Raw genomic sequence first — 12,865 nt, 5'->3', positions numbered from 1 at the left:
GTAGAAGTATAGAAAAGACAAACAACTCAGTTTGTCTTTTTTCGTGTACTATAATACAATTATAGTAGCAAACTAACGTTCGTTATGTAAGTGAAAGGTGGGGTTACATGTCACTTCGATTTGTGATTGGTAGAGCGGGAAGTGGAAAAAGTACACTTTGTTTACGCGAAGTGCAAGAAGAGTTAAAACAGCGCCCGAGAGGGAAAACAATATTATATCTTGTGCCAGAACAGATGACATTCCAGACGCAGCAGGCGTTAATTGGAAGTGAGGATGTAAGAGGTTCTATTCGGGCACAAGTTTTTAGTTTTTCACGATTAGCGTGGAAGGTGCTGCAAGAAGTTGGCGGAGCGAGTCGTCTTCATATTGATGAAGCTGGTGTACATATGTTACTCCGTAAAATTGTAGAGTCTCGTAAAGATGGATTATCGGTGTTCCAAAAAGCAGCGGAGCAAAACGGTTTCTTTGAACATCTTGGCAGTATGATCGCGGAGTTTAAACGTTACAATGTAACGCCATCTAACGTATATGAAATGTGGCAACAATTAGATGCGCATAGTAGCAGTGCCGAACAAAAGTTACTAGCGAATAAAGTGTATGATTTACAGTTACTATACGATGATTTTGAACGTGCTTTAATTGGAAAATACTTAGATTCAGAAGACTACCTGCAATTGCTAGTGGAAAAGCTTCCGCAGTCTGAATATGTAAATGGTGCGGAAATTTATATAGATGGATTTCATTCATTCTCCCCGCAAGAGTTAGAGATTGTAAGACAGCTTATGATTTGCGGAGCGAAAGTTACGATCACGTTAACGATAGATGAAAAAACGTTAGCACAGCCAGTAAATGAACTCGATTTATTTTATGAAACGACGTTAACGTATGAAAAAATAAAACAAGTAGCGCGTGAAGAGAAAATAGAAATTGAAAAAACAATTCCACTTATGGAACAGCCGCGTTTTCATTCTCCAGCATTAGCGCATTTAGAAGCTCATTATGAAGCGCGTCCGAATGAAAAATTTAACGGTGAAGCGAGTGTAACGATTAGTACAGCTGCGAATTTACGAGCGGAGGTAGAAGGTGTTGCTCGTGAAATTCGTAAACTTGTTGCGGACGAAAAATATCGTTACCGAGATATTGCAGTGCTTCTTCGTAATGGGGAAAGTTATTACGATGTGATGCGAACGTTATTTACAGATTACAATATCCCGCACTTCATCGATGAAAAGCGCCCGATGTCACACCACCCATTGGTAGAATGTATTCGTTCTGCACTCGAGATTATTAGTGGGAATTGGCGTTATGATGCGGTGTTCCGTTGCGTGAAAACAGAGCTTTTATATCCATTAGACGTAAGAAAAGAAGCGATGCGTGAAGAAATGGATGAATTTGAAAATTACTGTTTAGCGTACGGTGTACAAGGAAAGAGATGGACTGCTGAAGATCCATGGATGTATCGCCGTTATCGTTCTCTTGATGATACGAACGGGATGATTACAGACAGTGAACGTGAAATGGAAGAGAAAATAAATAGGCTACGTGACGTTGTAAGAACACCTGTTATTCGCATGCAAAAAAGGTTAAAGCGTGCAGGAACAGTTATGCAAATGTGTGAAGCAGTTTACTTGTTTTTAGAAGAACTGGATGTTCCGAAGAAACTAGAAGAATTACGTATACGTGCAGAAGAAAGTGGAGATTTCTTATTTGCGACAGATCATGAACAAGTATGGGAAGAAGTAATGAGCCTTCTTGATACATTTGTAGAGATTCTTGGGGAAGAGAAAATGTCTCTTTCTATGTTTACTGACGTTATGTCGACAGGTCTTGAGGCACTTCAATTTGCTAACATTCCGCCGTCATTAGACCAAGTGTTAATTGCTAATATTGATCACTCCAGGTTATCTGATGTGAGAGCAACGTTTATTATAGGTGTAAATGAGGGTGTCATTCCAGCAGCACCTATGGATGAAGGTATGCTTTCTGATGAGGAAAGAGAAGTTCTTGGTGCAGCAGGGATTGAATTAGCGCCAACGACGAGACAAACTTTGTTAGAAGAACAGTTCGTTATGTATCAAATGGTAACGAGAGCATCTGAGAAGTTATACATTTCATGCCCGCTTGCAGATGAAGAAGGAAAGACGTTACTTGCGTCTAGCTTTATTAAGAAAATAAAAAGAATGTTCCCTAATGTGAAAGATTCGTTTATTACGAATGATGTAAACGACTTATCACGCTCAGAACAAATTTCATATGTAGCAACGCCAGAAGTGACGTTATCTTACGTTATGCAGCAACTACAAACGTGGAAACGATACGGATTTGAAGGGAATTTAGATTTTTGGTGGGATGTATATAATTTCTACGTAACGTCAGATGAATGGAAACAAAAAAGTAGTCGCGTGCTATCAAGTTTATTTTACCGAAATCGTGCGCAGAAACTAAGTACAGCAGTAAGTAGAGATTTATACGGAGATACAATTAAAGGAAGCGTCTCTCGTATGGAACTATTTAATCGTTGTGCATACGCTCATTTCGCGCAGCATGGTTTGTCGCTTAGAGAGCGTGATATTTTCAAACTTGATGCGCCAGATATCGGCGAATTATTCCATGCGGCATTAAAGAAAATTGCGGACAAGTTATTGCGTGAAAACCGCACTTGGGCGGATTTATCAATAAAAGAATGTGAACATCTTTCTGTTTTAGTAATAGAAGAAATTGCACCGTTATTACAACGACAAATTTTATTAAGTTCAAATCGTCATTTCTATTTAAAACAAAAACTACAACAAATTATTTTCCGCACGTCAATCATTCTTCGTGAACATGCGAAGTCGAGCGGATTCGTACCAGTTGATTTAGAGGTGCCGTTCGGTATGGGTGGTACAGGGTCACTTCCGCCAATGGAATTCTCATTACCAAATGGTGTAAAGATGGAAGTAGTCGGTCGTATTGACCGTGTTGATAAGGCAGAAGATGAAAACGGGACGTTCTTACGTATTATTGATTATAAATCAAGTTCAAAAGCGTTAGATTTAACGGAAGTGTATTACGGATTAGCACTTCAAATGTTAACGTATTTAGATGTTGTTACTTCGAATGCACAGACGTGGATGAAAAAAGGCCACGCAGCATCACCAGCTGGTGTATTGTATTTCCATATTCATAACCCAATCGTTGAGATGAAAGGTGACGCATCTGAAGCTGAAATTGAAAAAGAAATTTTAAAGAAATTTAAAATGAAAGGACTCGTATTAGGAGATGCTGACGTTGTTCGTTTAATGGATAACAAACTTTCAACAGGAAGCTCAGATATTATTTCTGCTGGCCTGAAAAAAGACGGTAGCTTTAGTGCGCGTTCAAGTATTGCAAGTGAGCAAGAGTTTAACGTACTGCAAAAATATGTACACCATACGTTTGAAAATATTGGAAAAGATATTACAGAAGGTGTTATCGATATTGCTCCTTATAAAATGGGAAATAAAGCAGCATGTACGTTCTGTAACTTCAAATCTGTTTGTCAATTTGATGAGTCACTTGAAGATAATCAGTTCCGATCGTTAAAAGATATGAAAGATAGCGAAGCGATGGAGAAAATAAGAGAGGAGGTTGGCGGAGAATGATAGAAAATTGGCCTAAAAAACCAGAAGGTAGTCAATGGACAGATGACCAGTGGAAAGCTGTTGTAGCGAACGGACGTGATATTTTAGTTGCGGCTGCAGCTGGATCAGGTAAAACAGCAGTATTAGTTGAACGTATTATTAAAAAGATTATTAATGAAGAGAACCCAGTCGATGTCGACCGCCTGCTCGTTGTAACATTTACGAATGCAGCAGCGCAAGAGATGAAAAACCGAATCGGGGAAGCGTTAGAAAAGGTATTAATTGATGAACCAGGCTCTCAACACGTAAGAAAGCAGCTGAGCCTATTAAATAAAGCTTCCATTTCAACAATTCACTCATTCTGTTTACAAGTAATTAGAGGATATTACTACATGCTTGATGTTGATCCTCGTTTCCGTATTGCGAATCAAACAGAAAATGAATTGTTAAAAGAAGAAGTGCTAGATGACATATTAGAAGAAGAGTATGGCATCGAAGATAATACGATATTCTTTGAACTCGTTGATCGTTATACGAGTGACCGTAGTGATGATGACTTACAACGTATGATTTTAGCGCTTCATACAGAATCAAGAGCGCATCCAAATCCGGAAAAATGGCTTGATAAATTAGTAGAAGCATATGACGTAGAAGGAAAGACAATTGAGGATTTAGTATATGCTTCTTATTTATTAGAAGATGTGAAATTCCAGCTTGAAACAGCGGAACAGCATATTCGTAAGGCAACTGAACTCGCAATGCTTCCTGACGGTCCAGCGCCTCGCATTGAAACCCTGCAAGCAGATGTAGCTTTACTTGGAACGCTATCATCAGCTGCTCGTGAGTCGTGGACAAGATTGTATGAAGCGATGCAAAACGTATCGTGGCAAACGTTAAAGCGTATTAAGAAAAGTGATTACAATGAAGATGTTGTAAAACAAGTAGACTCTCTTCGTAATAAAGCGAAAGATGAAGTGAAGAAATTACAGGAAGAGTTATTTAGCCGCAAACCGGAAAGTTTCTTACGAGATTTTCAAGATATGCACCCAGTATTAGAAAAGCTTGTTCAACTTGTAAAAGTATTTACAGAGCGTTTCCAAGCGATGAAGCGAGATAAAGGAATGGTCGATTTTACAGATTTAGAGCATTTCTGTTTACAAATTTTAAGTGAACAAAGTGAAAATGGTGAAATGAATCCGTCAGCAGTGGCGCTCCAATATCGTAATAAATTTGCTGAAGTATTAGTCGATGAATATCAAGACACGAACTTTGTACAGGAATCCATTATTAAATTCGTAACGAAAGATTCTGAGAGTGAAGGAAACTTGTTCATGGTTGGTGACGTAAAGCAGTCGATTTATCGTTTCCGACTAGCCGAGCCAGGACTATTCCTAGGAAAATATAAACGCTTCACACAAGAAGGATTGGGCGGCGGAATGAAGATTGACTTAGCGAAAAACTTCCGTAGTCGTCATGAAGTACTAGCAGGTACGAACTTTATTTTTAAACAAATTATGGGCGAAGAAGTTGGGGAAATTGACTACGATGCTGACGCTGAACTAAAGCTAGGTGCTACCTATCCAGAAGGTGAAGATGTAGCAGCAGAATTACTATGTATTCAGCAAACGGAAGAAGAAGTAATGGATGGAGAAGAAGGTGCAGAAGTCGAAAAAGCACAGCTAGAAGCTCGTCTTATGGCGCAGCGTATTAAAGCGATGGTTGATTCAGGTTATGAAGTGTATGATCGTAAAACGGATAGTATGCGCCCTGTACAATACCGTGATTTCGTTATTTTACTCCGCTCGATGCCGTGGGCGCCGCAAATTATGGAAGAGTTAAAATTGCAAGGAATTCCAGTATATGCTGACCTTGCGACTGGTTATTTTGAAGCGACAGAAGTAAATATTATGATGAACGTATTCCGCGTTATTGATAATCCGATGCAAGATATTCCGCTTGCAGCTGTACTTCGTTCACCGATTGTGGGACTAAATGATGAAGACCTTGCGACGCTTCGTGCTCATGGGAAGAAAGGGTCATTTTATGAAGTAATGAGCTCGTTCTTAAAAGGAGCACCGCTTGAAGAAGAGCAAGAACTTCATGATAAATTAGAGTGGTTTTATAATTTACTTCAAGGATGGCGTGAATTTGCCCGTCAACAATCCCTTTCTGATTTAATTTGGAAAGTGTACGGTGAGACAGGTTATTACGACTTCGTTGGCGGTTTACCAGCAGGAAAGCAAAGGCAGGCAAACTTGCGCGTGCTATATGACCGTGCAAGACAATATGAAGCAACATCATTTAGAGGGTTATTCCGCTTCTTGCGTTTTATTGAACGTATTTTAGAACGCGGTGATGATATGGGTACGGCAAGAGCTCTTGGTGAACAAGAAGACGTCGTTCGCATTATGACGATTCATAAAAGTAAAGGGCTAGAGTTCCCGGTCGTATTTGTAGCTGGACTCGGTCGTCGTTTTAATACACAAGACTTAATGAAGCGTTTCTTACTGCATAAAGATTTCGGTTTCGGTTCACAATTTATCGATCCGCGTAAACGAATTAAATATACGACATTATCACAGCTTGCGATTAAGCGTAAAATGAAAATGGAATTAATTGCAGAAGAAATGCGCGTATTATACGTAGCGTTAACGCGTGCGAAAGAGAAGCTAATTTTAATCGGAACAGTTAAGGATGCAACTAAGGAAATGGAAAAATGGCTTGATGCGAGGGAACATAATGAATGGTTATTACCAGATCACATACGTGCCGGAGCGTCTTGTTATTTAGACTGGATTGCACCTTCATTATATAGACATCGTGATAGTGAAATGCTTCTTGAATTAGGACAAGGAAGCATTCCGGATGAAATTTACGGGTATGACACTAGCTGGAAAGTAGAAGTTGTGGACGGTAACACGCTACTTGCACCAGAGCCAGTTCAAGAAGAGAAACAAGAATTGTTAGAAGCGCTTCGTGAGAAAAAGGCTGTTCCCCTGCAAAGTAAACGGAAAGAAGAAGTGTACGACAGATTAATGTGGAAGTACGGATATGAGGATGCGACATCTCATCGTGCGAAGCAATCTGTTACAGAAATAAAGAGAAATTATCAATCTGAAGAAGGTAGCGATAACGCCTTTATTAAAAAACTACGTGCACCAATTAAAACACGTCCGCGCTTTATGGAGAAAAAAGGGTTAACGTACGCAGAGCGTGGAACAGCAGTCCATGCCGTTATGCAGCATGTAGATTTGAAGAAACCGATTACGGCCGAAACGCTACAAGAACAAATCGCAGGAATGGTAAATAAGGAATTATTAACATTCGAGCAGGCGGAAGAAATAGCAATTGAAAAAGTAATTTCATTCTTTGACAGTGACTTAGGTAAAAGGGTATTAGCGGCGAAAAGTGTTGAGCGTGAAGTACCATTTACGATGATGCTTGCAGCAGAAGAAGCATATCAAGATTGGCAAGGGAAGAGTGAAGAAACGATTCTTGTCCAAGGGGTTATCGACTGCATGATTGAAGAGGAAGATGGCATTACGTTAATCGACTTCAAAACAGATACGATTGAAGGGAAATTCCCAGGCGGATTCCAACAAGCAAAACCAATTTTAGAAGATCGATATAAAGTGCAACTTTCGTTATATGCAAAAGCACTCGAGAAAAGCTTACAACATCCTGTCAAAGAGAAATGTTTATATTTCTTTGATGGGAATCACGTTGTAAATATTGAAGGATAGACAACAGAAGGGGGCTATAAAAAATGACAACGTTAAAAACTTGTGAACAGGGACACGAGTACTATAAAAGTAGCGATTGTCCAACTTGCCCAACCTGTGAGAAAGAGAGAAAACCAAAAGAAGGTTTTCTCTCTCTTCTTTCAGCGCCAGCAAGAAGGGCATTAGAACACCATGGAATTCAAACTGTAGAAGAACTCTCAAAATATAGTGACAAAGAAATTTTAAAACTGCATGGTATGGGACCTGCGTCTTTGCCGAAGCTTAGACAAGCTTTGGAGGAGAGCGGATTATCATTTAAATAAAATGAAATAGTGCCTCTTCACTACTTACTTGTTTATACCACTATTTGTGAACAGTAAAGCTCTTGCTGATTAAAATTTCATTTTAATAATTTGAATTAGATAAAAGAAAAAAGTAGGAGAATATCTCCTACTTTTTTTACGCTGTTCCAATCTGATCTTGATCCGCCACATCAGAATCAAACGTATTTGTTGCACTAACACCGTTAAAAGTATTCACGACAAATCCAACATTAGAAGCTCCGGATCCATTATAAGCTTTCGTGTTTTCTTTCGGAGATACGTTATAAAAATCTCCTAAGTTGAAAGAGCCGTTACTGTTTTGAACCACGAGATTTCCTACAACCGAAGGCATACCATCCACCTACTTTACTAAGCTTTTTAATTACTATATGAATTATTGTGCGGAAGGTTCATCTGTAATATATTGGCGAATTTGCATAATACGAGAGTTATTAAAAACATAATCAACATTTCCAATTTGAAAGCAACCAGAATTTAAAAGTGTCCGTAATTCAACGTTATTAACTTCAATAAAAGGGCATTCATTTACAATATTTAAATTTACATCTGTCGTTCGTTTTGGAATTGTAATGTGTTCATCTGTAAAGATTTCAAAAGCATCAAAACGACCTTCTCCCCTTATATAACAAGGAATTTCACGGTGGACGGCAAGAGCTCTACTTTTTAATTCCATTTGGTTTGCATCTCCAACTTGCAATACGGCAGTAATTCCTAAAGAAATAATAGAAACATTTTGGACAATGGACACATGATGCAACATAATTTCTCAGTCTCCTTAACCTGGAGTAGGAGGGACATCTGTTACTAATGGTACAAATGGACCCTCTGTAACTGTTTCAAATGGTGTATCGAGAATAGAAGATAGAATGAGGAGATTTGCATCTCCAATTAAAAAGAGTGCGGACGACGATACACCGTTCATTTTAATCTGTCCGACTTTTAACTCACGGTTTACAACGTTAAGGTTCATACATACTTACTCCTTTCGGAAATTTCCCGGTATGTGCTGAATAAAGGAGAGAAAGGCTTTGTCAATATCTTGTTTCATTGCCTGAATAATGATATCTCGTAAATAATCTGGATCTGTTGAAATACCTTCATATGATTGCGCTTGTGATAAATAATAAGGGAGTCGATGCTCCATCTGTTTTTTTATGTCATCTACCATCATTTGTCGATACATTTCATCAAGCGGTGTTCTCTCTTCTTGTTCAAAATGGAGAATACGATTATATGCTTCTTCATCTAAGTATCGATGCATTTCTTGGAGGATACCTTGATAAAAGTCTGGGTTTGTTTCGGTTTCAGGGTTTACCTTCAATGTTTCTGTATCCACTTGAAAATCTTCAATTTGTTGTCCTTTTGCTGAAAATGGGTTTAAACCAATATTTAAAGTACCATTTAAATTTTCGACTTTTAATTGATCGAATTTGTATTCCACTTTTCCTACAGAAGAGGAGGGGCGATTTTTTAATTCGTTAAGCTCTTCTTGGAGTTGGCGCACTTGTTCTTCTAAATTTAGGATGGCTGCTTGTTGTGTTTGAAGAGCTTGTTGAAGTTGGTGTAAGTAAGTATATATATCTTGATTCATTTGTGAAACCTCCTTTTCAATAGGGAGGGTAAAAATATTCCTGCTATATATTTATGACAAGGATGTCTTAAGAAGAACTAGTTGATGGTTTGATAGAAATAATTTGTCCTTTTGCCTGTAATGGGCGAAGCGGCTCCGTAAATCCGCCCGTATTTGAAAATTTAGATAGGGCTTTAATACTTCCGGCAGTACCAATTTGGAACACAGAAGAGGTTGTAATACTATCAATTTTAATACTGTTGATGATGATACTTTGGTTTACATAAAAATTCAATGCAATTGCCTCCTTTAAGTTGAGCCAATTATCGCTTGATCGATTACATCTGAATCGTTGACAGTCGTTGCACTTTGATAATTGTAGACAGAAACATTATCTCCAACGTTGAAAGAGCCGGCCCCGGCGAAAGCACGTGAGTAACTAATAGGCCTAATCGCAAATACATCTCCAATATGAAAAATACCACTTGATCCAATATTGACGATACGAATATGTCCGACCATAGCTGGCATACAAAACACCCTTCGTTTTTAAAATTTTCTTTTCTACTATTGTATGGGCGTTTCCAATAAAATGTGTGTTTTTTTGAAATAAAAGAAACACACGCGTTATTGCGTGTGTGTGTTGAACGTTTGAGTAGGGTGTAAATCCGTATGTACATGACAAATTACATTTAAGAGCCTGTCCAGTTCTTGGCTACAATCCACTGTTCTTTGAGAAGTCATTCCATAGCGTTCAGCAAAATAGATCATTTTTTCACGTTTTTTTTCAATAGCTTGCTCAAACATTGAAATCGGCTCCATCTCTAAATGAAATTTTTAGTATATATGTAGTACATATTATACAAAAACTCCATAAAAAAGAAATACCTTCGCTAAAAAAAGTAAAATTTCTACATTTTATGCTAAATAATGAATAAGTAACGAATAAGTGCGAGAAGAATATTGTAAAAATTAGCGTGCATGAGAAGGTTTTTTTCTTGCGGATGCGAATACAATTAAAAGGTATGAGTTTTAGGATGGAGAGTGGAAATATTGCGTTTTGTAACGGCGAAGAAAGAAGAAAAGGTATTTGTAGGTATTGTGGATGAAGAAGAAGAAAAGGTATTACACTTAAGAGAAGCGCAAAGACAAAAAGGGGAAAAGGTTACAATCCCTATTACAATGTTAGAGTGTATTGAAAGAGGGACTGAATGCTTTGAGAAAGTATGTGAAATTGTAAATTGGGCAAAAGAGAACGGGGAAGCGGCGTATTATCCGTTAACAGAGGTGAAAATATTAGCGCCGATTCCAAGGCCAAGAAAGAATATTTTGTGCGTTGGAAAAAACTATCGTGAGCATGCGGTAGAAATGGGCGGAGTAGAGTCTATTCCAGAAAATATAATGATCTTTACGAAAGCACCAACAACAGTTATTGGCATAAATGAGCAAATTAATGGTCACCCTCACGCAACGGACGAACTAGATTACGAAGGAGAACTAGCTATCATTATTGGTAAGCGAGGGAAGCAAATTAAAAAAGAAAAAGCGCTTGAGCATGTTTTTGGTTATACGATTATAAATGATGTAACAGCTCGAGACATTCAAAGAAAACATAAACAGTTTTTCCTTGGGAAAAGCTTCGATACATTTTGTCCGATGGGACCGTATTTAATTCATAAATCGGTGGTTGAAACGCCGAATGCATTACACATTGAAACGGTAGTAAATGGAGAAGTAAGGCAAACTTCCAACACAAATAAAATGATTTTTTCAATAGAAGAAATTATTTCAACGATAAGCAAAGGAATGACTTTAGAACCAGGCGATATTATCGCAACAGGAACGCCGGCTGGTGTCGGAAAAGGTTTTACACCACCGAGGTTTTTACATGCTGGTGATGAAGTGGTCATTACAGTGGAAAGAATTGGTACTTTGCGAAATGTAGTGAAATGAGAAAAGAGCTATCTTGTATAAAGATAGCTCTTTTCTATGGTCTCGGATTATAGAGATAATCTATAACGGCAAAAGTGTAAAGACCAATTAATGCAAGTGTACAAATGCCAAATAATATAACCGCAAGTGCGCTTTTTTCTCGTCCAAATCCAATAATAGTAAGAATAACAGCAGTCCAAAATGATGCTTTCAGTAGTGTGAGTGTAGTAGGAGTTGAGTAATGAAGCCATGTTGTGGAAAGTAGGAAACTAAAGAATGTAACTAAAATAAACGCTGTAGCTAAATAGTTAATATGTTTACCATATCTTAGTAGCATATCGCACCTCCTTTATGAATTTAAAATACAGAAAATTACAATTTTATCTTAATATAATTGAATATAAAAAGAAAGAGGTTGTCCCAACATGTTGGACAACCTCTCTATTATTACGATAATACAGCTTTAATTTTTTGGAATGCCCACTCTAAATCTTCTTCAGAGATTACTAGAGGTGGTGCGATACGAATTACGTTTTCGTGTGTTTCTTTACATAGTAGACCAGCTGCTTTTAGTTGTTCACAGTAAGGACGAGCTGGCTCGTTTAATTCGATACCGATGAATAAACCTTTACCGCGAACTTCAGTAATCATTGGGTTATCAATTTCTTTTAATTGCCCAACTAATTTTTCTCCTAATTGAAGAGAACGCTCTGTTAATTTTTCTTCTTCTAAAACTTCAAGAGCTGCGATAGAAACAGCACATGCAAGTGGGTTACCGCCGAATGTAGAACCATGAGAACCTGGCTCAAATACACCTAAAATGTCGCGGTTTGCTGCAACACAAGAGATCGGGAACACACCGCCACCAAGGGCTTTACCAAGTATGTACATGTCAGGAGTTACATCGTCCCAGTCACAAGCGAATACTTTACCAGTACGGCCTAAGCCTGTTTGGATTTCATCTGCTACGAATAAAACGTTTTCTTTTTTACATACTTCAAGAGCTTCTTTTAAGTAACCAGCTGGTGGGATGTTAATTCCTGCTTCACCTTGAATTGGCTCTAAAATGAATGCTGCTGTGTTTGGTGTAATTGCGGCTTTTAATGCTTCTAAATCACCGTAAGGAATTACAACGATGCCAGGAAGCATTGGACCAAATCCACGCTTGTACTCTTCATTTGAAGACATAGAAACAGAACCCATTGTACGTCCGTGGAAGTTATCTTCACAAACGATGATTTCAGCACGGTTTGCTTCTACTTTCTTCACATCATAAGCCCAGCGACGAACTGTTTTAATTGCAGTTTCAACAGCTTCAGCACCTGTATTCATTGGAAGTACCATTTCTTTATTAGTTAGTTTCGCAACTTTTTCGTACCAAGGACCTAATTGATCGCTATGGAAAGCACGAGAAGTTAACGTAACACGATTAGCTTGGTCAATTAAAGCGTTAATAATTTTCGGGTGACGATGACCTTGGTTTACTGCAGAATATGCACTTAATAAGTCCATATAGCGGTTTCCTTCAGGATCTTCTACCCAAACACCTTCTGCTTTAGAAATAACGATTGGAAGTGGGTGATAGTTATTTGCTCCATATGTGTCTGTAAGTTCGATAATATCCTTAGTTTGAATCATGATTGTTCCCCCTTTTGTTATTACAAGAAGTTTGTAAATACTCTAAATATTATAGCA

General features: G+C 38.1%; 13 protein-coding genes. 4 read left to right on the top strand and 9 right to left on the bottom strand.

What is annotated here, in order from left to right; all coding sequences use genetic code 11:
* Nucleotides 1-107: 107 nt before the first annotated feature.
* Genes addB through AC1Q51_RS13225 form a run of 3 tightly spaced genes read left to right on the top strand, consistent with a single transcriptional unit; the run spans nt 108 to nt 7,647 of the window.
* Nucleotides 108-3,623: a helicase-exonuclease AddAB subunit AddB gene (addB, locus tag AC1Q51_RS13235; RefSeq protein WP_090975797.1), complete on the top strand. Its 3,516-nt coding sequence runs from the start codon at nt 108-110 to the stop codon at nt 3,621-3,623.
* Nucleotides 3,620-7,345 carry a helicase-exonuclease AddAB subunit AddA gene (gene addA, locus AC1Q51_RS13230; protein WP_090975799.1) on the top strand — a complete coding sequence of 1,242 codons (3,726 nt, stop codon included), beginning with the start codon at nt 3,620-3,622 and terminating at the stop codon, nt 7,343-7,345. The genes addB and addA overlap by 4 nt, the downstream gene beginning before the upstream one ends.
* A 23-nt stretch (nt 7,346-7,368) precedes the next feature.
* The gene (locus AC1Q51_RS13225; protein WP_090975801.1) at nt 7,369-7,647 is read left to right on the top strand and encodes an RNA polymerase alpha subunit C-terminal domain-containing protein; all 279 of its coding nucleotides are present in this window, start codon (nt 7,369-7,371) and stop codon (nt 7,645-7,647) included.
* A gap of 136 nt (nt 7,648-7,783) precedes the next feature.
* Here the strand turns inward: AC1Q51_RS13225 and gerPF are convergent, their stop codons facing one another.
* The 7 genes from gerPF to AC1Q51_RS13190 form a co-directional block, all read right to left on the bottom strand.
* Nucleotides 7,784-7,999 (bottom strand): spore germination protein GerPF, encoded by a 216-nt coding sequence (gene gerPF / locus AC1Q51_RS13220; RefSeq protein ID WP_001141566.1) that lies wholly within the window; start codon nt 7,997-7,999, stop codon nt 7,784-7,786.
* 42 nt (nt 8,000-8,041) lie between these two features.
* The gene (locus AC1Q51_RS13215; protein ID WP_090975802.1) at nt 8,042-8,428 is read right to left on the bottom strand and encodes a spore germination protein GerPE; all 387 of its coding nucleotides are present in this window, start codon (nt 8,426-8,428) and stop codon (nt 8,042-8,044) included.
* 15 nt (nt 8,429-8,443) lie between these two features.
* Nucleotides 8,444-8,638, bottom strand: a complete 195-nt coding sequence (gerPD, locus tag AC1Q51_RS13210) for a spore germination protein GerPD (RefSeq protein WP_001052807.1) — start codon at nt 8,636-8,638, stop codon at nt 8,444-8,446.
* Between the two features lie 6 nt (nt 8,639-8,644).
* A complete protein-coding gene (gene gerPC / locus AC1Q51_RS13205) occupies nt 8,645-9,259 on the bottom strand; it encodes a spore germination protein GerPC (RefSeq protein WP_001070763.1) in 615 nt (204 codons plus the stop codon).
* Between the two features lie 67 nt (nt 9,260-9,326).
* Complete coding sequence (gerPB, locus tag AC1Q51_RS13200; protein ID WP_001012508.1) at nt 9,327-9,533, bottom strand: spore germination protein GerPB; 207 nt, start codon at nt 9,531-9,533, stop codon at nt 9,327-9,329.
* A gap of 14 nt (nt 9,534-9,547) precedes the next feature.
* Nucleotides 9,548-9,769 carry a spore germination protein GerPA gene (gerPA, locus tag AC1Q51_RS13195; protein ID WP_001111187.1) on the bottom strand — a complete coding sequence of 74 codons (222 nt, stop codon included), beginning with the start codon at nt 9,767-9,769 and terminating at the stop codon, nt 9,548-9,550.
* A gap of 96 nt (nt 9,770-9,865) precedes the next feature.
* On the bottom strand, nt 9,866-10,045 hold the full coding sequence (locus AC1Q51_RS13190; protein ID WP_000462857.1) for an aspartyl-phosphate phosphatase Spo0E family protein: 180 nt from the start codon (nt 10,043-10,045) through the stop codon (nt 9,866-9,868).
* Nucleotides 10,046-10,291: 246 nt separating this feature from the next.
* Between AC1Q51_RS13190 and AC1Q51_RS13185 the strand changes: the two genes are divergently transcribed.
* Nucleotides 10,292-11,191, top strand: a complete 900-nt coding sequence (locus tag AC1Q51_RS13185; RefSeq protein ID WP_064532885.1) for a fumarylacetoacetate hydrolase family protein — start codon at nt 10,292-10,294, stop codon at nt 11,189-11,191.
* A gap of 34 nt (nt 11,192-11,225) precedes the next feature.
* Here the strand turns inward: AC1Q51_RS13185 and AC1Q51_RS13180 are convergent, their stop codons facing one another.
* Both AC1Q51_RS13180 and rocD read right to left on the bottom strand, forming a co-directional pair.
* The gene (locus AC1Q51_RS13180; protein WP_000926859.1) at nt 11,226-11,507 is read right to left on the bottom strand and encodes a hypothetical protein; all 282 of its coding nucleotides are present in this window, start codon (nt 11,505-11,507) and stop codon (nt 11,226-11,228) included.
* Between the two features lie 110 nt (nt 11,508-11,617).
* The gene (gene rocD / locus AC1Q51_RS13175) at nt 11,618-12,808 is read right to left on the bottom strand and encodes an ornithine aminotransferase (protein WP_000616660.1); all 1,191 of its coding nucleotides are present in this window, start codon (nt 12,806-12,808) and stop codon (nt 11,618-11,620) included.
* Nucleotides 12,809-12,865 lie beyond the last annotated feature (57 nt).

It is taken from the genome of Bacillus sp. MT94, from assembly GCF_058792475.1.
Note: the sequence above shows the minus strand (reverse complement) of the source record. Positions and strands in the feature narration are given on the sequence as shown.

What these genes read in the sequence shown, in the direction of transcription:
- addB (WP_090975797.1), top strand. Translation starts at nt 108, where the DNA reads ATGTCACTTCGATTTGTGATTGGTAGAGCGGGAAGTGGAAAAAGTACA.
- addA (WP_090975799.1), top strand. Translation starts at nt 3,620, where the DNA reads ATGATAGAAAATTGGCCTAAAAAACCAGAAGGTAGTCAATGGACAGAT.
- AC1Q51_RS13225 (WP_090975801.1), top strand. Translation starts at nt 7,369, where the DNA reads ATGACAACGTTAAAAACTTGTGAACAGGGACACGAGTACTATAAAAGT.
- gerPF (WP_001141566.1), bottom strand. Translation starts at nt 7,999, where the DNA reads ATGCCTTCGGTTGTAGGAAATCTCGTGGTTCAAAACAGTAACGGCTCT.
- AC1Q51_RS13215 (WP_090975802.1), bottom strand. Translation starts at nt 8,428, where the DNA reads ATGTTGCATCATGTGTCCATTGTCCAAAATGTTTCTATTATTTCTTTA.
- gerPD (WP_001052807.1), bottom strand. Translation starts at nt 8,638, where the DNA reads ATGAACCTTAACGTTGTAAACCGTGAGTTAAAAGTCGGACAGATTAAA.
- gerPC (WP_001070763.1), bottom strand. Translation starts at nt 9,259, where the DNA reads ATGAATCAAGATATATATACTTACTTACACCAACTTCAACAAGCTCTT.
- gerPA (WP_001111187.1), bottom strand. Translation starts at nt 9,769, where the DNA reads ATGCCAGCTATGGTCGGACATATTCGTATCGTCAATATTGGATCAAGT.
- AC1Q51_RS13190 (WP_000462857.1), bottom strand. Translation starts at nt 10,045, where the DNA reads ATGTTTGAGCAAGCTATTGAAAAAAAACGTGAAAAAATGATCTATTTT.
- AC1Q51_RS13180 (WP_000926859.1), bottom strand. Translation starts at nt 11,507, where the DNA reads ATGCTACTAAGATATGGTAAACATATTAACTATTTAGCTACAGCGTTT.
- rocD (WP_000616660.1), bottom strand. Translation starts at nt 12,808, where the DNA reads ATGATTCAAACTAAGGATATTATCGAACTTACAGACACATATGGAGCA.